Annotated in this window: 18 protein-coding genes; 5 read left to right on the top strand and 13 right to left on the bottom strand. The window is 38.6% G+C overall.

Annotated features, from left to right (window positions below; genetic code table 11):
• The 10 genes from mraY to leuO form a co-directional block, all read right to left on the bottom strand.
• Positions 1-1,083, bottom strand: coding sequence for a phospho-N-acetylmuramoyl-pentapeptide-transferase (mraY, locus tag WH390_RS04440; RefSeq protein ID WP_032115237.1), 1,083 nt, complete (start codon positions 1,081-1,083; stop codon positions 1-3).
• Positions 1,077-2,459, bottom strand: coding sequence for a UDP-N-acetylmuramoyl-tripeptide--D-alanyl-D-alanine ligase (gene murF / locus WH390_RS04435; RefSeq protein ID WP_406850694.1), 1,383 nt, complete (start codon positions 2,457-2,459; stop codon positions 1,077-1,079). Before murF ends, mraY begins: the two co-directional genes overlap by 7 nt.
• Complete coding sequence (gene murE, locus WH390_RS04430) at positions 2,456-3,943, bottom strand: UDP-N-acetylmuramoyl-L-alanyl-D-glutamate--2,6-diaminopimelate ligase (protein ID WP_032115235.1); 1,488 nt, start codon at positions 3,941-3,943, stop codon at positions 2,456-2,458. The genes murF and murE overlap by 4 nt, the downstream gene beginning before the upstream one ends.
• Positions 3,930-5,699: a peptidoglycan glycosyltransferase FtsI gene (gene ftsI / locus WH390_RS04425; RefSeq protein WP_032115234.1), complete on the bottom strand. Its 1,770-nt coding sequence runs from the start codon at positions 5,697-5,699 to the stop codon at positions 3,930-3,932. Before ftsI ends, murE begins: the two co-directional genes overlap by 14 nt.
• 22 nt (positions 5,700-5,721) lie before the next feature.
• Positions 5,722-6,039 carry a cell division protein FtsL gene (gene ftsL / locus WH390_RS04420; protein ID WP_081932879.1) on the bottom strand — a complete coding sequence of 106 codons (318 nt, stop codon included), beginning with the start codon at positions 6,037-6,039 and terminating at the stop codon, positions 5,722-5,724.
• A 2-nt stretch (positions 6,040-6,041) separates the two neighbouring features.
• Entirely contained in the window at positions 6,042-6,995 is a 954-nt protein-coding gene (rsmH, locus tag WH390_RS04415; RefSeq protein ID WP_032115233.1) for a 16S rRNA (cytosine(1402)-N(4))-methyltransferase RsmH, read from the bottom strand.
• Between the two features lies 1 nt (position 6,996).
• Positions 6,997-7,455, bottom strand: coding sequence for a division/cell wall cluster transcriptional repressor MraZ (gene mraZ, locus WH390_RS04410; RefSeq protein ID WP_032115232.1), 459 nt, complete (start codon positions 7,453-7,455; stop codon positions 6,997-6,999).
• 638 nt (positions 7,456-8,093) lie between these two features.
• Positions 8,094-9,101 carry a catabolite repressor/activator gene (cra, locus tag WH390_RS04405; RefSeq protein WP_032115231.1) on the bottom strand — a complete coding sequence of 336 codons (1,008 nt, stop codon included), beginning with the start codon at positions 9,099-9,101 and terminating at the stop codon, positions 8,094-8,096.
• Between the two features lie 134 nt (positions 9,102-9,235).
• Entirely contained in the window at positions 9,236-11,044 is a 1,809-nt protein-coding gene (locus WH390_RS04400; protein WP_032115230.1) for a long-chain fatty acid--CoA ligase, read from the bottom strand.
• Positions 11,045-11,396: 352 nt separating this feature from the next.
• Positions 11,397-12,356: a transcriptional regulator LeuO gene (gene leuO, locus WH390_RS04395; protein ID WP_406850693.1), complete on the bottom strand. Its 960-nt coding sequence runs from the start codon at positions 12,354-12,356 to the stop codon at positions 11,397-11,399.
• Between the two features lie 914 nt (positions 12,357-13,270).
• Between leuO and leuA the strand changes: the two genes are divergently transcribed.
• The 5 genes from leuA (at position 13,271) to mutH (ending at position 19,365) form a co-directional block, all read left to right on the top strand.
• Positions 13,271-14,827, top strand: a complete 1,557-nt coding sequence (gene leuA, locus WH390_RS04390; protein ID WP_406850692.1) for a 2-isopropylmalate synthase — start codon at positions 13,271-13,273, stop codon at positions 14,825-14,827.
• A gap of 1 nt (position 14,828) precedes the next feature.
• Positions 14,829-15,920: a 3-isopropylmalate dehydrogenase gene (leuB, locus tag WH390_RS04385; protein WP_406850691.1), complete on the top strand. Its 1,092-nt coding sequence runs from the start codon at positions 14,829-14,831 to the stop codon at positions 15,918-15,920.
• A 3-nt stretch (positions 15,921-15,923) separates the two neighbouring features.
• Positions 15,924-17,354: a 3-isopropylmalate dehydratase large subunit gene (gene leuC, locus WH390_RS04380; protein WP_032116526.1), complete on the top strand. Its 1,431-nt coding sequence runs from the start codon at positions 15,924-15,926 to the stop codon at positions 17,352-17,354.
• Positions 17,351-17,953 carry a 3-isopropylmalate dehydratase small subunit gene (leuD, locus tag WH390_RS04375; protein ID WP_032116525.1) on the top strand — a complete coding sequence of 201 codons (603 nt, stop codon included), beginning with the start codon at positions 17,351-17,353 and terminating at the stop codon, positions 17,951-17,953. Before leuC ends, leuD begins: the two co-directional genes overlap by 4 nt.
• Positions 17,954-18,675: 722 nt before the next feature.
• Positions 18,676-19,365, top strand: a complete 690-nt coding sequence (mutH, locus tag WH390_RS04370; protein WP_032116524.1) for a DNA mismatch repair endonuclease MutH — start codon at positions 18,676-18,678, stop codon at positions 19,363-19,365.
• Positions 19,366-19,398: 33 nt separating this feature from the next.
• Here mutH and WH390_RS04365 read toward each other — a convergent pair whose 3' ends face one another.
• The 3 genes from WH390_RS04365 to speA all read right to left on the bottom strand — a co-directional run bounded on the left by WH390_RS04365 (position 19,399) and on the right by speA (position 23,644).
• Entirely contained in the window at positions 19,399-20,448 is a 1,050-nt protein-coding gene (locus WH390_RS04365) for an anthrax toxin-like adenylyl cyclase domain-containing protein (protein ID WP_032116523.1), read from the bottom strand.
• 216 nt (positions 20,449-20,664) lie between these two features.
• Complete coding sequence (gene speB / locus WH390_RS04360) at positions 20,665-21,588, bottom strand: agmatinase (RefSeq protein WP_032116522.1); 924 nt, start codon at positions 21,586-21,588, stop codon at positions 20,665-20,667.
• 148 nt (positions 21,589-21,736) lie between these two features.
• Complete coding sequence (gene speA, locus WH390_RS04355) at positions 21,737-23,644, bottom strand: biosynthetic arginine decarboxylase (protein WP_406850690.1); 1,908 nt, start codon at positions 23,642-23,644, stop codon at positions 21,737-21,739.
• Between the last annotated feature and the right edge of the window lie 295 nt (positions 23,645-23,939).

Raw genomic sequence — 23,939 nt, 5'->3', positions numbered from 1 at the left:
TTAACGTACCTTTAATGTTACCAATCCAATCAATACCAGCATTAATGAGATTATCCAAAAACGCACAATGACTCGAGGTTCAGGCCATCCTTTTAATTCGTAATGATGGTGGATCGGCGCCATCCGAAAAATGCGTTGACCACGCAGTTTAAATGATCCAACTTGTAAAATTACCGATAAGGTTTCAACAACAAACACACCACCCATAATCAGTAATAAAAATTCTTGCCGTAATAAAACTGCAATCGTTCCCAATGCACCGCCTAATGCCAATGAGCCAACATCGCCCATGAAAACTTGCGCAGGATAGGTGTTAAACCATAAAAATCCCAAACCGGCACCAACAATTGCCGTACAAACCACGACTAATTCACCTGCGTGGCTGATATAAGGAATTTTTAAATAGTTGGCAAAGTTGAAATTACCCGTTGCCCAAGCCACTAATGCAAAACCTGCCGAAATAAAAACGGTTGGCATAATCGCTAAACCATCTAGTCCATCAGTTAAATTAACTGCATTACTTGTGCCAACAATGACAAAATAAGTCAGTAAAATATAAAACAGACCAAGTTGTGGCATGACATCTTTAAAAAATGGTACAACCAATTGAGTGACTGCCGTATCTTTACCTGTGCTATATAGAGCAAATGCTATTCCCAAAGCCAATACGGATTGCCAGAAATATTTCCACCGAGCAATCAACCCTCTAGAGTTTTTACGTACCACTTTACGATAATCATCAATAAAGCCAATAACACCATATCCCAATAAAACGGCTAATACGCACCAAACATATGGATTATTTAACCGCGCCCATAGCATGACTGAAATCACAATAGAAGATAAAATCAACACACCGCCCATGGTAGGTGTGCCACGTTTGCAAAAATGCGATTCGGGACCTTCATCACGCACAATTTGACCTATTTGTAATTTTTGCAAATAGGAAATCAAATGGGGCCCCATCCATAGCGCAATCACCAAAGCCGTTAACAAACTGGTAATAGCCCGAAATGTCAAATAGGAGAAAAGATTAAAGCCAGAAAAATATTTAACTAAATATTCGGCTAACCAGACTAACATAAAAAGCACTCCTGTAAGGCGTGTACAACTTCTTCCATTGCTGTACTGCGCGAACCTTTAACTAAAACTGATACCGTTTCGTGTTCTTTTATTAATGGGATCAGTTTTGCAATTAACTCTTTTTTAGAAGCAAAATGCTCACCGCAACCACTCTGTTGACTAATAACGATACTTTGTTGACCAATACTTAACACTCGGTCAAGCTTCATTTGCTGAGTCGCCAAGCCGACTGCTTGGTGCCATTTTTCGGTCTGATCGCCTAATTCACCCATATCACCGACCACCAAAATACGGTATCCAGGCATTTGAGATAAAACATCAGCAGCAGCAATCATAGAGCCGGTATTGGCATTGTAGGTGTCATCTAAAATAAGTTTACCGGGCGCTAAATGAATTGGGTATAAACGACCTGATACCGGCTGAACAGCTGCCAATCCAAGCCTTATTTGCTCAAGCGTCGCACCAACAGACATAGCTAAAGCACTAGCCGCTAATGCATTAGCAACATTATGTTTACCGGCTAAGGGTAATAATATTGAGACAATACCGATTGGTGTATGCAACTCAAATTCGCTACCTATTGATTTCGTGGTAATATTTTCCGCATAAAAATCAGCCTGTTGCTGTTTCTCTATAGAAAAACGCCAAATGGTTTGTTGTTGTTTAAAATAAGATTGCCAATTTTTCCAATCATGGCTAGCTAAATTAATAACTGCCGTTCCTGTTTCCGCTAATCCCTGAAAAATCTCTCCCTTTGCCTTAGCAACACCCGCTAATGAACCAAAACCTTCAAGATGAGCAGCAAATAAATTATTAACCAATACACTATCCGGTCTAACCATATTAGTGGTATAGGCAATTTCACCGATATGATTGGCTCCCATTTCAATCACTGCATACTGGTGCTCTGCCGTCAATCGAAATAACGTTAACGGCACACCAATATCATTATTGAAATTACCTGCAGTAAAAAGTGTTGTACCACATTGTGATAGAATGGCGGCCACCATCTCTTTAACCGAAGTTTTGCCAGAAGAGCCCGTCAGCCCTATAACCTTAGCTTTGCTTTGTGATCGAACCCAAGCGGCTAACTTCCCCATAGCTAAACGCGCATCTTTAACAATAACTTGTGGACAGTGAATAGTTAACGGTCGCTCAACTAATAATGCCGTAGCACCAGCTGCAATAGCCTCTTTAGCAAAATGGTGACCATCAAAATGTTCACCCTTTAAAGCAATAAATAAACCATTAACGGGTTGCTGGCGGCTATTGGTTGTTACCGTATCCAGCCATAAACTCGCTGCCTGCTGATCATTTATTTGCTGTAAAGCACCTTGGGTTACAGTAGCCAATTGCTTCAATGAAATAGGGATCATGCCATCACCCCCAATAGCCGGGCTACCGTCAAGCGATCGGAATAATCGAGCCGACGATCACCAATAATTTGATAATCTTCATGACCTTTACCGGCAATTAATATGACATCATCAGTATCGGCCTGCATAATCGCACTAGTGACCGCTTCCACTCGGCCAACAATCGGCATTGCCCGACCAGCATCAAGAAAACCGCTTAAAATATCATCGATTATGGCTTTTGGCTCTTCACTACGTGGATTATCATCGGTTACTACCACAATATCAGCATACTGTTCAGCCACACTACCCATTAATGCACGTTTACCCTTGTCTCTATCACCACCACAGCCAAATACACACCAAAGTTTGCCACGACAATGGAGACGGAGCGCAATTAATGCTTTTTCGAGTGCATCCGGAGTATGAGCATAATCGACAACAACCGTTGGCCGCCCTGGTGAGGTGAAGACTTCCATTCGTCCACAGACCGGTTGTATGGCATGTGATGATTTTATCACCGTATCAAATGGGTAACCGATCATTAAAAGTGTCGCCATGGCTAACATGACATTATTAACATTAAAAGCCCCCATTAGTGGGCTTTCTAGCGAACTTTTTCCCCAAGTCGAATTAAAATGAATAGTCGCCCCACGATCATGATAATCAACTTGCTCCACTAGCACCCAAGCACCCTGCCAATCGGTAGGTATGCGATCCTCCATCGAAACTGCACATGCTTGTGGCAATCTTGCAAGCCACTGCAAACCGGTATCATCATCTACATTGATAATCTGTTTATCAGATTTATGGCTTGAAAATAATAACCATTTTGCCGCTGCATAATTTTGCATATCACCATGATAATCAAGGTGATCACGACTTAAATTAGTAAACACAGCAGCGGTAAAAGGAATAGCAGCAACCCGACCTTGCACTAAGCCATGGGAGGAAACTTCCATCGCCACTAAGGTTGCCTGCTTGTCAACCAACAACTGCAATTCAGCCTGAACATCAACCGCCGAGCCGGTGGTATTTTCACTAGGTACAATTTGTCCTAATATTCCGTTACCAACCGTGCCCATTATGGCACTGACTTCGCCCAGCCCTTTAGCCCACTGAGCAATTAGCTGAGTAGTGGTTGTTTTACCATTTGTTCCTGTTACACCAATTAATCGCAATTTTGCAGCTGGATGTTGATAAAATTCTCCCGCTAACAGTGATAATTGATTATTCAGATCATTAATATAAATGACAGGGACGCCATGCATATATCGAATCGTTCCAGCTTCTGTCTCGCCTTGTGCTTCAGCAATAATTGCGGCCACACCTTGCGCTATCGCTTGAGAAATATATTGTCGTCCATCTGTTTGATGGCCATTAATTGCTAAAAATAGGTCTCCTGCCGCTACCTTACGGCTATCAAGCGTCATTTCTCGTAACACCTTATCTGGCGCGTTAACACCCAGTGGTGCAAGTAAATCGCGTAGATTACGATCTGCCACCTGTATCCTCTTTTATCTTGTTAATTACTAATTCATTATCATCTGAGGTCAATGCATCAGGCTCTATATTCATTAAACGTAAAACGCCGCCCATAATGGCTCCAAATACGGGCGCAGAAACAGCACCACCGTAATATTTCCCCGCAGTAGGCTCATTGATAATCACAACCAGGGCATAACGAGGGTTACTTGCCGGTGCTACGCCAGCCGTATAAGCAATATATTGATTAATATAATGGCCATCATTACCAACTTTTTTTGCTGTACCTGTCTTAATTGCTATTCGATAACCCTTCACTGCGGCTCGAACACCACCACCACCAGGCAATGCAACACTTTCCATCATGCGAACCACCGTCCGCATAATCGCCTCAGGGAAAATACGAGCTCCAGATACCGGCGGATCAACTTTTGTAATTGATAGCGGGCGATAAATACCAAAACTACCAATTGTTGCATAAACTCTCGCTAACTGTAATGGTGTTACCATTAGCCCATAACCAAAAGAAAAGGTGGCCCTTTCAAATTCAGACCACCGCATTTTTTTATTAGGAAAGATGCCACTACTTTCTCCAATTAATCCTAAATTTGTTGGTTTACCCAAACCGAAACGAGCATAAACGTCTACCAGTTCATCGGCAGGCATCGCTAACGCTAACTTTGAAACACCAACATTACTTGATTTTTGTAAAATACCTGTAATCGATAACTCACTATACCTTGCTACATCTTTAATTTCATGACCACTAATTATATAGGGTTGAGTATTTAACACACTATTGGCTTTGACAATTCCATTATTCAATGCACTAACGATTACCATCGGCTTAACTGTTGATCCAGGTTCAAATACATCGGTGATCGCGCGGTTACGCATCACTTGAGTTGGAGTACCAGCAAGATTATTCGGGTTATAGGAGGGGCTGTTAGCCATCGCCAATACTTCACCCGTATGAACATCGACTAAAATAGCAGTACCCGACTCGGCTTTATTCTCCATTACACTGCGTGTTAATTCACGATAAACCAATGACTGTATGCGTTCGTCAATACTTAATACCAAGTCGTGGGCAACCTGACTATCAATGGAAGAAACATCTTCGATAACTCGCCCATAACGATCTTTACGCACTATCCTTTCGCCTGGAGCCCCAGTTAATAGATAGTTAAAGCTTTTTTCAATTCCTTCAATTCCCTGTCCATCAATATCTGTTACCCCAATTAAATGCGCTGCTACTGGACCAGATGGATAATAGCGACGAGACTCTTTACGCAAATAAATACCGGCTATTTTTAATTTGCTAATATATTCACCAACAGATGGATTCACTTGGCGCGCTAAATAGGCAAACCGACTGTTAGGGTTAAGACTAATTTTATGGTTCACTTGCTCGAGCGGGAGCCTTAGCTCATCCGCTAATGCTTGCCAACGTTCATCATTGGTTAATCCACCATTTTCGTAAATTATTTTCGGATCAGCCCAAATAGCATAAACCGGAACACTTACTGCTAGCTGACGCCCCTCACGATCACTTATCATGCCCCGTGCAGCCGTCACTTTCTGAACGCGAAGCGAACGCATATCACCTTCTTTAACAAGCTCTTCCGGGTTAATAACTTGTAGATAAGTAACACGAATAATGAGACCAATTAATGCCAATCCTATGCCCGCACACAATAGCAAGAAACGCCAGCTAACATAGCTAACTTTTTCTTCGTACCGTCTTTTATACTTCACTGAGCGCGCAGGCTTCATGTTGTTTACCTATTGACTAAAACTATTTTGCAATCACAATATGTTCTTGTGTCGGATCTACATGGACCATTTGTAGCTTTTCAACCGAAAGGCGTTCAACTCGACTATGATTTCCTAATGAGTTTTCTTCCAAAATCAAATTGCGCCATTCTATATCTAAAGATTCTTTTTCTTCTGTCATCAAATCCTTTTGTGCTGTCAATAATCGTGTTTGATGACTGACTGTAACAATTGAAATCGCTGATATAATAATCACTATCAATAGAATCAACGGGACAGCTCCGTGCCGAAAAATATCGTAACCAATGATCCTAATTAAGCTATATTTTTCCGCAGTCATTATCATTCCAACATTTCAGCAAAACGTACAACTGAGCTTCTTGCTCGTGGATTTTCGATAACTTCTCTTGCTGTCGGTTTCATTTTGCCTAACACTTTCAATATCGGGCTACCAATTGCTTTTAATTGCACATCGGTTAATGGTAATCCGACCGGGATTTTTGGTCCTCTGCTATGCTCGCGGATAAAACGCTTAACCAATCTATCTTCCAATGAATGAAAACTAATAATCGACAACCGTCCCTGCGGTGCCAATACCTTCAATGAACCCTCTAATGCTTTTGCTATTTCTTCCAATTCACTATTGATATAAATACGAATTGCCTGGAACGATCGCGTTGCTGGATGCTTATGTTTCTCTTTAAACGGACTAACTTGTGCTATCAATTCTGCAAGTTGTTTTGTCCGTGTTAATGGCTCTTCCGCTGAATGATGGTTACGAGCCACAATCGCTTTTGCAATTCTTTTTGCAAATCGTTCTTCACCATAAGTTTTCAATACCCAGGCTATATCCGATTCTTCCGCCTTCATCAGCCATTCAGCGGCAGATTGACCTGTCGTCGGATCCATTCGCATATCTAATGGTCCATCACGCATAAAAGAAAAGCCTCGCTCTGGATCATCTAATTGCGGTGATGAAACACCTAAATCAAGCAGTACGCCATCAATCTTGCCAACTAATTCCTCTTCTGCAATAAATGTCTGTAACTGAGAAAAAGAACCATGTTTAATTAAAAATCTGTCATCAGTGATCATTTTTTCAGCGGCTGCCACTGCATGCGGATCTCTATCTATCGCGATCAGGCGCCCTTCACTGCCTAACCGGGAGAGAATTAATTGCGAGTGCCCTCCCCGGCCAAAAGTACCGTCAACATAAATGCCATTTGCTTTTATATTCAATCCATTGACTGCTTCATCAAGAAGCACACTGATGTGTTTAAACCGACTGTCTGCCATATTAAAGAGATAGATCCTGTAACCGCGTTGATAATGGTTCATTTGTGCTGTGTTGAGCCTCAATATCCGTTTGTACTTGCTGATACCAAGTCTGCTCATCCCATAACTCAAATTTATTAATTTGACCAACCAGCATAACTGCCTTTTTGAGCCCGGCATGTTGCCGCAAAGTATTAGCGAGCAAAAGACGACCTGCACTATCCATCTGACATTCACTGGCATGCCCAAGTAATAAACGCTGAACACGACGTTCAGCCGGATTCATAGTAGAAAGTTGTGATAGTTTTTTTTCAATAATTTCCCATTCAGGTAATGTATAAAGTAATAGGCATGGCTGATGAAGGTCGATAGTAAAAACCATCTGCCCTTCAGACTCCTCGTTCAGCATACCGCGATAACGCGTAGGCACGGTTAATCGCCCTTTGCTGTCGAGATTGACGAGTGTTGCGCCACGAAACATATCTCTTCAACCCTTATATTACAAAAATCACCACATTACACCACAATTTCCCACTTACTATAGAGTTTACGAAGGGTATGAAAATCTTGTCAAGCAACAGCACGGTGCTTTAGTTTTATTTACAGAATAATGTTGGAAGATGATTGGGTGGGTTTTCTGACGAGTAAAAAATTAAAAACAATTAACATTATGATAAAATTGAATAAATTAATTTTTATACTTATATTCACTGCCGAAACTTATTTATTTCGCAAAAAATGAAATAAAAACTAAAATACACAACCAATGCTTCATTTTAAATCAACCTTCAGATAACACTTTATCCATACAAATAACAATTAATCAAACTTCCCCAAAATTATTTGTCGTAAAATTTTAAAAATTATATTATTTATCAGTATATTGCACATACTGATAAATATACAGTAACTTTTTATATCGTTTATCGTACAAAGTCTATACTTTGAATAGAAAAATATTCTAATCAGTCCGTGACTATTTTATGTGTGAATCTTATTATTCGAAACAATTTTATTAGGAATTATTACTATTTATTGTTATTAGTTTATTAATTTTTAAAAAATACGCCATTTTAATAGCGCATTTTTTAAATTTGATTAAATAATTTTTAACTTAAGTTAAATTTTACGACTTAAGCTACCTCTTCTACATAGGTCACGCTGGATACGTGTTACACCAATGCTTGGCTTATTATTTTCACTTAAACTGGCTAATACCAGTTCTATTACTTTATCAGCAATAGCTTGGTGACGTTGAACAACCGATAATACTGGACAAGTAAAAAAATCTAACAATTCATTATCACCAAAAGTTGCAATCACAACATCATTTGCTAATTGCCCATTACGCTTTAACATCACGTCCATTACTCCTTGTAACAGAGAAAATGATGTTGTAAAAAACGCTTCCGGCATTTCATTATGATTTAACCACTGCGCAAAAATTTCTTCAGCAGCATGACGTTCATAACTACTCGCATATAAATAAGTGACAGAATGTGAATTATCTTGCCAAGATTCTCTAAATCCCTGTTCACGTAATAAGCTAACAGAAAGCTCTGGCAGCGCACCTAAATAGAGAACTTTTTTAACCGAAAATTTGTGTAATTCAGTTGCTAACATTTTGGCATCTTGTAAATCATCACCAACAACACTAATAAAATGCTGTTGTTCTAATGCGCGATCTAAAGCAATAATAGGTAATGAACGGTTAGTCCAGCGCTGATAAAAGGGATGTTCCGGGGCTAGAGCGGTAGAAACAATGATTGCATCCACCTGACGCTTTAGTAAGTGCTCGATACACCGAGTTTCGTTATCTGGTTGATCCTCCGAGCAGGCAATGAGTAACTGATACCCACATTGACGTGCCTTACGCTCAAGATAATTTGCAATCCGTGTATAACTGGTATTTTCTAAATCTGGGATCACCAAACCAATTGAATGGGTACGGCCAGCTCGAAGACCTGCAGCAACCGCATTTGGATAATAGTTATGTTCCTTAACAACAGACATCACTCTTTCAACGGTCTTATCACTGACTCGATACTGTTTAGCTTTACCATTGATAACATAACTGGCGGTTGTGCGAGAAACTCCGGCTAGACGGGCAATTTCATCCAATTTCACGTTGATGACCCCTTTTACAAACAGGAAAAGTCTCAAAAGCTTGAGACAATAAATGTTGCTCCATTTTAACTTGCTGAAGAGATATTTTCACCGCAAAATTTGCTTTTTTTTCACCATGAAAACCCTATTAGAATTTAGTCTTGGTACATGGATTCAATTTCACGCTGATATCGTTGTGCGATGATCATACGCCTTAATTTTAAAGTCGGGGTTAATTCACCATTTTCCATAGAAAAACCAATAGGTAACAGAGTAAAACGTTTTACTTGATGAAAACTGGCAAAATTCTTTTGCATTTCTTTGAGGCGTGAATCAAATAGTTCAACAATACGACTATTACGTAATAGCTCCAATCGACAGCAATATTTCAAATTAATTGAATGGGCATACTCTTCCAGTGAATCAAAACAAGGCACGATCAGTGCGGAAACAAATTTACGCGCATCAGCGATTACTGCAATATGTTCAATAAAACGATCTTGACCTAATGCCCCTTCAATCAATTGAGGAGCAATATATTTACCATTAGAGGTTTTCATTAAATCCTTTAACCGTTCGGTAATGAACAAGTTTCCGGCTGCATCAAGCTTACCGCTATCTCCTGTTTTGAACCAACCATCTTGGGTGAAGGCCTGTGCTGTTTCAGTTGGCTTATTAAAGTAGCCCCTCATTACAATAGGCCCTTTAACCTGGATCTCATTTTCCTGACCAATACGCACCTGAATATCAGATAGCGGTGTACCAATCGAACCTAAGCAATAATTATTCTCTTCCCAACAAGAAATTGTTGCGCAAGTTTCTGTCATACCATAACCATATTTGATATTGATACCGACAGCCAAAAAGAAACTAATAACTTTATCATCAAGATGAGCGCCAGCGGCAGGTAAAAAACGTAACCGACCACCTAAAATCATTTTTAATTTAGTTAATACCCATTTATCCGCATTACTATAAAAAAAACAGTGCAACCAATTGCCTTTTTTTCCTTGTTGAGCCAGTGCTACATGACGTTTACCTTGACTAAGCGCCCAATTGAAAAGCTGTCTACGAAGCCAAGACGCTTTGGCAACTTTCTGATTTATGGCAGCATAAACTTTTTCATAAAAACGGGGCACCGCGCACATCACAGTGGGTTTTACTGCAACCATAGCTTCTCTAACACTTTGAGCATCTGTTAAATAGACATTTTGTGCGCCAATATGCATAACATAGAAACTCCAAGCTCGCTCAAAAACATGAGAAAGTGGCAAAAAACAGAGTGAAATATCTGACTCAGTTAATGTTAAGCGTTTATCATGTAAATAAAGTTGAGCAGCCATATTGGCATAATCAAGCATCACACCTTTCGGCTCACCGGTGGTACCTGAAGTATAAATTAATGTAAATAAATCACTTAATTGATGTTGTGCAATCCGCTGTTTCAATTCTGCCAAAAATAGGGTTGAAGATTTCGCTATTAATGCAGATAGAGGGTAAGCTTTTGGGCAATCAGAAATATCAATATCTTCATTAAAAACAATAATATCAGTCAATTTAGGACAAAATTCAAATAGCGACTTAGCTATATCATATTGAACCTGATCACCGACAAATAGAATGCGAATATTAGCATCATTTAAGATATAAGTAGCCTGAGTGACACTACTGGTTGAATAGAGAGGCACCGTCACTGCCCGAAGTTGTAAAATGGCCAAATCAGTTAAAGACCAATTCATACCATTGTCGGCAAAAATAGCGACATTTTCTTGTACGTTCACGCCTAATTCAAGTAATGCTAAAGAAATAGATTCTGTTTTTTGTCCAATTTCTTGCCATGTTAATTGTCTTTGATGAGCTGCTGACCATTCTCTAAAAGCAACTCTTTTAGCCAAAGTTGGCGAATTAATCTTTTGTTGAAACTGGTTAACTAAATGATAAGAATGCAAATTCTCAATAGTCAAAATATCTTCCCTTAGTGAACTTTTATTTACCAAATATAATTATTTAATGACAACAGGTTATATATGCTAAAGTTATAAAAAATAATTTCAGCGTACAGCTGTTAGCTAATAGCGGCATTATACATAATTGCTGGATAAAAAAAGAGGCTTTAATGAAATTAAAAAACACGTTCACGCCAAATCCACACTAACGTATCAATGACTTGGCATAAAAGTGCTTTTATAAAAGAAAATATTTTATATATCAATTTGATAATTGTAATGGGATAATTTACAAACTATCTTTAATTCAAACGTTATTATCTATTCCTATCGACTTATTTGCAGAATATACGAAAAAATATTCTATTTATTAGTTACTCAGTTGTCCTAATTGCGTTTTCATCCACTTATGCCCTTTGTCACGAGTTGTGGATTCATGCCAGATCAAATAACAGGGACGCGCTGTTTTTTCCCAGGGTAATTCAACTGATCTTAAATTTAACTGATTTGAATAATATTCAACAAGCCATTTTGGTGCAATAGCAACAAAATGAGTTTGAGAAACAATATTTAATACGCTATTTAAATCTGTTCCTTGGTAAATAATAGAATGAAAAAGATCGCTATTATGATAATAGGGTTTACTAAAAGAGCCCATATTATCCATGGAGACAACAGCATGTTTTTCACGCTGTAATATATCATCAGAAATTGTATTTTTAATATTGGGGTGATTATTAGAGACAGCTAAAACTAATTCATCATTAAATAATGGATGGTGATGATATTCAGGTTTATCAAATTCGTTATAGCTAATAACAAATTCTGTTTCCTGATATTTTAATTGATGGGCAATATTATCATCAAGATAGGATTGAATAATTACGTCAATGTTTGGTGCATTCTCTTTAACTCGAGCAACAATACTAGCTGCCAAACGAATATCTAGCGGGCTACATATTGATAATTTAAATACTCTTTCACTCTGTTCTGGCTCGAATCCTGCACCTGGTAATTCATTATGCACTAGTTGTAATGCTTGTCTAACTGGACCAAATAGTTGCTTAGCACGTGAAGTTGGCTGAATACCTCGGCCATAACGAACAAAAAGCTCATCATTGAACATCACTTTCAGACGCGATACAGCATTACTGACAGCAGGCTGTGACATACCTAAAATTTGCGCTGCACGGGTCACATTCTGCATCTGCATCTGCATCTGCATCTGCATAACTACATCAAAAACCGTTAATAAATTTAAATCAACATTTCGCAAATGAATATCGCTTGGCTCTTTTTTCGTTGCTGAAACTATGTTGTAGTCAGTCATTATTTTACTCCACTTGATATATATGTATGTTCAATGAATAAAAATAAAAGATTAACCCAATTAATTATTAACTTAGGTATATTGTTTTATTATTAAATTCATTAAAATAAATTAAGCGAACCATTTAATTTTTTAAATGATTTTAGCTTCCATGCATTAACATTAACTGATCAGTTTAAAAATCATTTCACCAAAACCCTAATTATAGAATTATTACTCTTCAACATTCACATAATCAATGAATAATAAAATTAAATATCCATCTATTAATCCTTCAATTAGATGATAAAACAAAGCATGGTAGAATTCATAATAAAATTATTCAATTCTTATTATTCATAACAAATTATCAGATTCATCACAGAATAAATTATTGCTTATTCAATATTTCCTTTACTCATTTTTATAACAAACACTTCCTAATATATTTTTATTAAACTAATTTTATACTTCACAATTAAGAAACATTAACAAAATAAATTAAAGATAACTGAATTAATTTTTAACGAAATTTTATCAGTTTTTTGAATTAAATGAATAGATAAAAATAGTATTAAAAATATAAAATTTAGCCATATAGCCTAGTAAAAACATTTGCTATATTAACAAAATAAATTTTTATTTAATGTTGACATAATGATAAAGATCAGGTAATCATTAAGGTAATATTTTTGATATTAATAAGGTCAATGTTTTATGTATCTTTTTATTCACCTACTAAGCCTACTACTTCTCGCATTTTCTGTGCGCGGTATGCTTATGGGTGAACGAAGTTATTAATATCCACCCGCAATAAAAAAACCGCGCAGATGCGCGGTTTTTTTATGCCCACAATCTAACTAAATAGCACTTTCTATAAATTTACTAATAAAAGAACCGATAACAAGCAAGAACACAATAAAGGAACAAACAGTATGAGCAATAATATCATTATCTTTGATACAACATTACGTGATGGCGAACAAGCTTTACAAGCAAGTTTAAGCGCCAAAGAAAAATTACAAATTGCTTATGCTTTGGAACGTTTAGGCGTCGATATTATTGAAGCCGGCTTTCCAGTCTCCTCACAGGGAGATTTTAAATCTGTGCAAACCATCGCCAAAGAAATTAAAAATAGCCGTATATGTGGTTTGGCACGCTGTATTGATAGCGACATTGATATCGCCGCTGAAGCATTAAAAGTTGCCAATAGTTTCAGGTTGCACCTTTTTTTAGCAACCTCGTCATTGCACATCAAACATAAATTAAAACGTTCATTTAACGATATTTTAGCCCTCGCTAGCCACTCTATTAAGCATGCCAGACGTTATACTGATGACATAGAATTTTCCTGTGAAGATGCTGGGCGCACTGATCCCGATAATTTATGCCGGATCGTGGAAACAGCAATCAGTGCCGGTGCAACAACGATTAATATCCCTGATACTGTCGGTTACACTATCCCTTTTCAATTTGGCAATATTATTAAAGATCTTTTTAATCGAGTACCAAACATCGATAAAGCCATTATTTCGGTCCACTGTCATAATGATTTAGGTATGGCGGTAGCCAATTCTATTACTGCAATTCAAGCCGGTGCTCGACAAGTAGAAGGAACGATTAATGGTTTAGGAGAACGTGCTGGCAACTGCGCCTTAGAAGAAATTATTATGGCAATTAAAGTGCGCCAAAAAATGTTGGCCGTCACAACAAATATTAATCATCAAGAAATTTACCGTACCAGCCAATTAGTCAGCAAGTTATGTAATGCCCCTATCCCTGCTAATAAAGCGATCGTTGGCAGTAATGCTTTCTCACATTCTTCAGGTATCCATCAAGATGGTGTACTAAAGAATCGAGAAACTTATGAAATTATGACACCAGCATCCATTGGCTTAAGGGAAACGCAATTAAATCTGACTTCTCGTTCTGGCCGAGCGGCGGTAAGGCACCGAATGACAGAGATGGGATATCAAGATACAGATTACAATTTAGAACGTTTGTATGAAGCATTTTTGCACTTAGCTGATAAAAAAGGCCAGATCTTCGACTATGACCTGGAAGCTTTAGCTTTTATAAATCAACAACAACAAGAGCCTGAATTTTTCCGTTTAGCCTATTTCAGTATCCAATCTGGCTCAAATCTACTAGCCACAGCCACGATAAAAATAATATGTGGCGATAAGGAAAAATCTGATGCAGCAACAGGCAATGGTCCGGTGGATGCGATTTATCAGGCCATTAATAAAATAGCAAAATATCCAATTAAACTGATTTCCTACCAGTTATCCGCTAAAGGTCATGGCAATGAAGCTTTAGGTCAAGTTGATATCGTTGCAGAATGCTTTGGCCGACGTTTTCATGGTATCGGCCTGGAAACCGATATTGTCGAATCGTCTGCTATGGCAATGATCAATGTGTTAAATAATATTTGGCGCGCAGAATTAGTGAAAAAACAAAAAAATTACAGCAATACAGAGGTAGTTCAATAATATGGCTAGTAATTATAATATTGCTGTATTACCAGGTGATGGTATTGGCCCTGAAGTTATGCCACAAGCCTTAAAGGTGTTAGCTGCTATTGGCCAACAGTTTAATTTGACCATCGTCACACATGAATATGATGTCGGCGGAATTGCTATTGATCGCCATGGTCAGCCATTACCAGCTGCAACACTTTCAGGTTGCCAACAAGCGGATGCGATACTCTTTGGTTCAGTTGGTGGCCCGCAATGGGAACACCTGCCGCCTGCTAGTCAGCCTGAGCGTGGCGCATTATTACCCTTACGTAAACATTTTCAGTTATTTAGTAACCTACGACCCGCACGTCTATATCCTAGTTTAAATAACTTCTGTCCATTACGGGCGGATATTGCCGCAAAAGGTTTTGATATTCTTTGTGTGCGTGAATTAACCGGTGGGATCTATTTTGGTCAACCTAAAGGACGTGTTGGGTCTGGTATTGATGAAAAAGCCTTTGATACCGAGATTTATCATCGTTTTGAAATAGAACGCATTGCGCATATCGCTTTTCAGGCAGCACGTAAACGAAGCTATAAAGTAACATCAATAGACAAAGCCAATGTATTGCAAAGTTCGATTTTATGGCGAGAAGTTGTCAATGATATTGCCAAAATTTATCCCGATGTCGAAATCAATCATATATATGTCGATAATGCCACTATGCAGCTCATCAAAGATCCTGCTCAATTTGATGTTCTGCTCTGCTCTAATATTTTTGGCGATATTATTTCCGATGAATGTGCAATGATTACCGGTTCAATGGGGCTGTTACCTTCCGCCAGTTTAAATCAACAAAATTTTGGCTTATACGAACCAGCTGGCGGCTCAGCACCGGATATCGCTGGTAAAAATATTGCTAATCCAATTGCGCAAATCTTATCTGTAGCGCTATTAATGCGTTATAGCCTGCACCAACCACATATTGCTGATGCGATAGAAAATGCCGTCAATAAAACCTTATTGCAAGGTTATCGAACTCAGGACTTGGCATTAGATAAGCAATTTGTCAGTACCGATGAAATGGGCAGTATTATTGCCAGTCATATTATGCAAGAGGTTTAGATTATGGCGAGAACTTTATATCAAAAATTGTACGATGCACACATTGTCCATGAAACAGAAAATGAAACACCATTAATTTATATCGATCGCCATTTACTGCATGAAGTCACTTCGCCTCAAGCATTTGATGGATTGAGAGCACATAACCGCTCGGTCAGACAACCCAATAAAACTTTTGCTACCATGGATCACAATGTCTCTACTCAGACTAAAGACATTAATGCTAGTGGTGAGATGGCTCGCATTCAAATGCAAACCTTGATAAAAAATTGTCAACAATTTGCTATTACTCTTTACGATTTAAAACACCCTTTCCAAGGTATTGTCCACGTTATGGGGCCAGAACAAGGCATAACTTTACCTGGCATGACTATCGTATGCGGTGATTCCCACACCGCAACTCATGGTGCATTTGGCGCATTAGCTTTTGGTATTGGCACATCCGAAGTTGAGCATGTCTTGGCCACGCAAACCTTAAAACAAGCTCGAGCTAAAACCATGAAAATTGAGGTCATTGGTAAACTAGCTAATGGCATCACAGCAAAAGATATGGTACTGGCGATGATTGGCAAAATCGGTAGTGCCGGTGGCACCGGTTATGTTATTGAATTTTGCGGCGAAGCAATTGAAAACTTAACTATGGAAGGCCGAATGACTGTCTGCAATATGGCAATTGAAATGGGTGCTAAGGCGGGTATTATTGCGCCTGATGAAACCACTTTTAATTATATTAAAGGCCGACAATTTGCACCAAGCACAGAACAGTGGCAACAAGCCGTTAGTTATTGGAAAACGCTGAAGACTGATCCCGGTGCTCATTATGATGCGATCAAAACTATCTATGCTGATGAAATTGCCCCTCAGGTTACCTGGGGAACTAACCCTGGGCAAGTAATTGCGATCGATAGCCCCATACCGTCACCAGATCAATTGCGCGATCCCACTGAATATGCTTCTACAGAGAAAGCATTAAATTATATGGACTTACAAGCTGGGAGCAAATTGACCGACATTAAGATTGATAAGGTATTTATCGGCTCTTGCACTAATTCGCGTATTGAAGATTTGCGTTCTGCTGCCGCTATCGCGAAAGGCAAAAAAGTGGCCCCTAATGTACAAGCAATTGTTGTTCCTGGTTCAGAGCCAGTAAAAGCACAAGCTGAGCACGAAGGTTTAGACAAAATATTTATCGATGCGGGTTTTGAATGGCGTTTACCGGGTTGCTCTATGTGCTTAGCAATGAATAACGATCGCCTTGCTCCTGGCGAACGTTGTGCCTCCACCAGCAACCGTAATTTTGAAGGACGGCAAGGCCGTGGAGGTCGAACTCATTTAGTCAGCCCAGCAATGGCAGCCGCGGCGGCTATTTACGGCCATTTTGTCGATGTACGTAAAATCGATAATAATCAAATAAAACAGGAATTGGCAAAATGAAAAAGTTTATCCAACACACCGGCTTAGTGGCTGCTTTAGATGTTGCCAATATTGATACTGATGTGATTATTCCAAAACAATTTTTACAAAAAGTCACTCGAATCGGTTTTGGTCAACACCTTTTCCACGATTGGCGTTTCCTGGACGATAACGGGCAACAACCTAATCCGGATTTTGTCCTTAATAAACCACGTTACCAAGGTGCTACTATTTTATTAGTCCGTGAAAATTTCGGTTGTGGATCATCGCGCGAACATGCGCCGTGGGCATTAACAGATTACGGCTTTTGCGCCGTTATTGCGCCAAGTTTTGCCGATATTTTCTATAACAATGCCTTTAACAACCAATTATTACCAATTAAATTAAATGAAGAAGAAATTAACCAGTTATTTAACTATGTTGAACAATATGAGGGTTGTCAATTCACCATTGATTTGACGACCCAAACAGTCATTACTTGGGATAAAACTTATTTTTTTAGCATTGATAATTTTCATCGTTATTGCTTGATGAATGGGTTAGATAATATTGGATTGACTTTACAATATGAAAAGTTCATTACCCGTTATGAAGAGCAGCAACCACTATTTTTGCGATAACAGTTAAAATAACAGGCACTGCCTCACTATGTAGGCAAAGCCTGATTATTTTTCTTTTTATTTAAATTAATTAAAATGTTAGAAAAGGTGATGATATTCTATTTAATTAGATGCCTAAATCTTATATTGCGTTTTATTTACTGAAAAATAATTTAATTTATCTATTAATAATGAAAAATTATCCACATGTAGGGCTATATTTATTAATTTATTCACCTTTTCTGTGGATATCCATGTGAAAAAAGCTAGAGTAAACAGGGTATAATTTCATAAGTTTTTCAATCGATAGATTTCGAAATAAAAAATTAATAGTTTTTTTCATAGAGATAAATCGATTTAATCGATTAAACATAGCTCAAAGCAGAACAGATAGCTAACCATCAAAACAGGATGAACAAAGATCCAGCAATATCCATTTTATCCACAGGATACGCTGTTTTGTTAAACAAGCTAACCGCTCTTTTTAATATAAACCATCCTGTCAAGACTGTAAATTAAACCAGTAAAGGCTTTTTATTAGAGTTATCCAGTAAAATTGTGGATAACTATAGCTGAGATCCTGTTTATTACCGATTCGATTAAATTCATAACAGAAAAAAAATATATCGACCATGGATAAAATGATTTGATTATCAATGGATTGTTCTTATTTACTCGATCTATGTTAAAATTTTCACTGTGTGTACAAATTTAACTGGCTATTTTTTATACAGGCGTGATTTATGCAATTTTCTCCCCTGCCCCCTGATGATGAACAAAGTTTACTGAGTAAAGCCAAAAGCCTAGCGGGTTATACCATGGCTGAACTGGCTTATCAGGCAGGTATCGCAGTCCCCCACGACCTTAGATTTGCTAAAGGTTGGGTAGGTCAGTTATTAGAATATTGTTTAGGCGCAAATGCTTGTAGCAAAGCAGAACAAGATTTTGCCCATCTTGGTATTGAACTTAAAACCATCCCTATTAACCGCTATGGTGAGCCATTAGAAACAACCTTCGTTTGTGTGGCAGCTTTAACCGGTAATAGTGGAGTAACCTGGCTTTCAAGTCATGTACGTCATAAGCTATCACGGGTTTTATGGATACCCATTGAAGGTGAGCGCCAAATCCCATTAGCTAAGCGAAGAGTTGCTTCACCCTTATTGTGGAGTCCCAATCCCATTGAAGAGCAGCTGCTTAAAACAGATTGGGAAGAATTAATGGATATGATCGTATTAGGTCAGGTTGAAAACATCACCGCACGCCATGGCCAGATACTACAAATCCGCCCTAAAGCTGCAAATAATAAGGCTTTGACAGAAGGGATAGGTAGACACGGCCAGCCAATAATGACGCTACCGCGTGGATTTTATCTGAAGAAAAATTTTACTGCTCCAATACTGGCCCGCCATTTTGATTTACCAACTCATAAATAACAACTTAACCCAGCTATCTGCCGAGTGTGGTCTTTATAATGACAATTTACGATAATAATGCTCAACTCGTTGACGAGCCTCTTCATAGGATGCACGACGAATATTGTGCATTTCTTGCCAACGTACATTGAGCGGTACATGGTAACCTTCATTTTTGGCGGCTTGAATAAATTCAGCCAGTGCCTCTACTGAATCCAGTACCGTTATTTTGGCATATTTTCCAATCACTTTAGGCAAAAATAGCGTTACCGGAAAATTGTCAGCCAACTCCGATGACTCATTATAAACATCTGCACCATGATGAATCAGCTTATGCTGTTTATCACGACCTAGCGCACAGTGAATATCATCAGCTAACCACTCAGAACGAGAATTTGTTGTTCCTTGTGTGGGGTCATTACGTTTAATGTTATCTAAAGAGCCAAAATCATGGAAATCAGTAGCGACTAGTAATAAATCATAATCAGGGACAAAAAATTCTTGTATTTCCGGTTCACTTAACACATAAATCGGTTTCCCGGCTATTTCTATTCGATAGTGGTTATGATTATTAGATTGAGGAATAGCTTCAAATTGATATTCCTGCCCAGTTGGTGAGCGTGCTAATAAAATCCTGCGATCGCCACGTGAGCGAGATGACTCAAGACAACCTAACTCGATCAGTTCGTTGATCCTATCGCGAGTTATTGTCAAAGGCACACCAATTGCTTCACCATTTTGTATATTTTTACTGATCAAGGCATTGTATTTTTGCACCTGTTCTGACTGTCCAACAAGCTTACTAAAATTTTGATCAACACAAATAAATCCGGCTTGTGGACCCCAATCGGCAGTTTTCCCTTTAATCATAAGTGGCTTAGTGGGATAACCGGCTTCAATTAAAGAGGTCGCAAATGGACTAATGGGGCGAATACCATAAATTAGATTTTTTTGAATCGCATAGTTAGAAAGGGTTTTTAAATGCGTTGCTGGAATACCACTTTTTGGTTGGTTTTTCTGACAACTAGTGGAAGGAGCAGGTTGTTCCGCCATTTGTCTAGGATAGGCAGCATTTAATATTAAATTATTAGATATACGATGCATTTATACTTTATTCCTGCCATTTGAAAAGTGATATTTTACCTATTTTATTGCATAAAAAACAGTCAGATAACTTACTTTAATAAGTAAAAAATAAATTCAGATTGATTGCATGTCTTAACTAATATTCATTCAATTTGATAGATAATTAGTTGACTTAAGCGCAAATAAAAATGTGCCATAAATGGCACATTTTTGTTGCAAAATTATATAGATTAGTTAACGCTTTTTGCTAGCCTGAATATAAAGCATATCCAGTGCGATGGTAGCCGCCGCTAAGGCAGTAATTTGTGAATGATCATAAGCCGGAGCAACTTCCACAATATCCATGCCAACAATATTCAATGGTTGTAAAGCTCGCAACAACTTTAAGGCACGATCACTGGTTAACCCTCCGACAACCGGCGTTCCTGTACCGGGCGCAAAGGCAGGATCCAAACAATCAATGTCAAAGGTCAAATAAACCGGTAATTCACCCACTGTCGATTTTATCTGAGCAATAATATCTTCCAGCGGTGCGTCATTCACATAAGCTGCATCCAACACTGTAAAGCCATTGTGCTTATCATATTCGGTCCGAATACCAATCTGAATTGAGTGTGTGGCATCAATTAATCCTTCATTTGGCGCATGGTAAAACATGGTACCATGATCAAATTGACTACCATTACTATAAGTATCGGTATGAGCGTCAAAATGAACCAACGCCATGGGGCCAAAATGCTTTGCGTGTGCACGCAGTAAAGGTAACGTGACAAAGTGATCACCACCAAAGGTTAAACATCTTTTGCCAGATGCCAATAACTTTTCGATATGTGCCTGCAACTTATCGCTCATATCCTGTGCATCACCAAAAGCAAATACCAGATCTCCGCAATCAACCACTTTTAACTGATCGTTGAGATCAAACTGCCATGGCCAACGTTTACCCTCCCATGCCAGGTTTGCTGATACCTGTCGAATAGCAGCCGGCCCATGACGGCTGCCCGCCCGACCTGATGTCGCCATATCAAAGGGAACACCGGTGATCACCCATTGTGCATCACTATCATAAGGTGAAAAATGGAGTGGAAAACGCATGAAACCAAAGGCATTAGAAACCAAAGAGTTATCTTCTTGATTATTTAATGTATTATTGATCATATAATTTATCTCAAACTGTTTATTAGTGAATAACTTTCACTATTAAGGCTACTGCGCTTCTGCCTGGCATCCTCCCTGTCTTAAAGGACGAGATTGACGATGCACCGGTTAAGATTTATTCCCTTATCGCTCAATAACCTTGGCTAACTTATATTGACTCACCTTCTAAATAGGTATAACCATATAATCCTGTTTCAAATTCAGCCAGAAACTGCTCCTTTAAACTTTTCGTCAAATCTTTACTATCGACTTGATCACGAAAAAGCGTCAATAACATGTTAGGATCAAGCTTGACGTAATGGAGCATATCCGCTACCGAATCTCCCTCTTCACTTTGTAAATACCTGACTTCACCTGAATTATCAATATAGACGTCAATCGCTGCTGTATTGCCAAACAAATTATGCATATTGCCTAATATTTCTTGATAAGCACCGACCATGAAAAAGCCTATCATCGGCGGCTCTTCCGGATCATAATTAGGCATCGGCATAGTAGCAGCGATACCATCACCATCGATATAGTGATCAATAATACCATCCGAATCACAGGTAATATCTAATAAAACCGCCCGCCGTTCTAATGGCGCATTTAATCCTTGAATCGGTAATACTGGAAAAAGTTGGTCAATACCCCAGGCATCCGGCATAGATTGAAATAACGAAAAGTTAACATATAACTTATCAGCCATTCGCTCTTGTAACTCATCGATAATAGGACGATGAGCTCGATTACTGGGATCTAAATCCTGCTGAATACGACGACAAATATTAAGATAAAGTTCTTCAGCCCAAGCACGCTCTGTCAAATCTAACATGCCATGGGCATATTGGGTATGCACATCATATAACGAAAGTTGACTATCATGCAGCCATTCACGTAATGAACGGCTATTTCCCTGTTGCATTTCATTCCATGTCTCCCACAGGGAAATCAGCGATAATTCGGTATCTTTCGGTGGTGGCGTGATCTTAGTAAATTCATTACGTTCAACACCAATTATATTGGAAACTAATACGGTATGATGCGCGGTTAACGCTCGACCAGATTCAGTGATCACCGTTGGATGCTCTAACTCATGTTCATCACAAGCTTCACCTATCGCCCAGATAACATTATTGGCGTATTCATTTAAACCATAGTTGACAGAACAATCCGATTGCGACCGAGTCCCCTCATAATCAACCCCAAGACCACCACCAACATCAAAACACTCAATTTTGACACCTAATTTATGTAACTCAACATAAAAACGAGCTGCCTCTCTAGCGCCTGTGGCAATATCGCGAATATTAGACATCTGAGAACCTAAATGGAAATGTAATAATTGCAAACTTTCCAGGCGCCCTTCACTCCTTAATGTATCAATCAACTGCAAAACCTGAGCCGCGGCCAAACCAAATTTTGATTTCTCACCACCACTCGCTTGCCATTTACCCGAACCTTGTGACGCCAAACGCGCTCGTACTCCCAAACGAGGAATAACATCTAACCTTTTAGCTTCATCCAAAACTAGGGCAATTTCAGTCATTTTTTCAATCACTAAGTAGACTTTATGGCCAAGCTTTTCGCCGATCAACGCTAAACGAATATATTCCCGATCTTTATAGCCATTACAAACAATCACTGATTTCGTCATACCTGCATGCGCTAATACAGCCATTAATTCTGCTTTGGAGCCGGCTTCTAAACCTAAGGGTTCTCCTGATCTCACTAAAGTTTCAATCACTCGCCGCTGCTGATTTACCTTAATTGGGTAGACAAGAAAGTAATCACCTTGATAGCCATAATCACGACGCGCCCGTTCAAATGCAGCATTAATTGACCGCAATCGATGTTGTAAAATTTGCGGAAAACAAAACAGGGCCGGCAAACGCAGATGTTGCTGTTCTTCCTGTACTTGTTCAACTAAGGCGGCTAAATCAATTTTCGCGTCTGGTTGGTCAAGATTAGGACATACAGTAATATTACCTTGTTCATTAACCTGGTAATAGCCGCCTCCCCAATATGCAATATTATAAGTTTGTTGCATTTTACGCGCGATATTGTTATTCATACTTATCTCCTGAAATGGAGTATGAGCTTCACTTTTTCCCCAACATATCCTATCTAATGAGATAATATTCTGTGCAAATTTTAAAATTTCAGGAAACAGCAATAACTCTTATTTTATTAAAAAAGGATTCATGACAACTCAGCAATCATTCTGTTATTTAATAGTTGCAAAACAACTGATCAATGAATGATTTTAGTCTGTCTCGAGTACGACCTATAATTTCGACTAGAAGCCATAATATAGAGAAAGGAAATAGAAGCGGCTACACAGACATTAAGCTGTGATGATTGGTAAT

The organism is Candidatus Arsenophonus nilaparvatae (assembly GCF_045346035.1).
GTDB classification, from domain to species: Bacteria; Pseudomonadota; Gammaproteobacteria; order Enterobacterales; family Enterobacteriaceae; genus Arsenophonus; species Arsenophonus nilaparvatae.
This window is presented reverse-complemented; position numbering and strand designations above follow the sequence as displayed.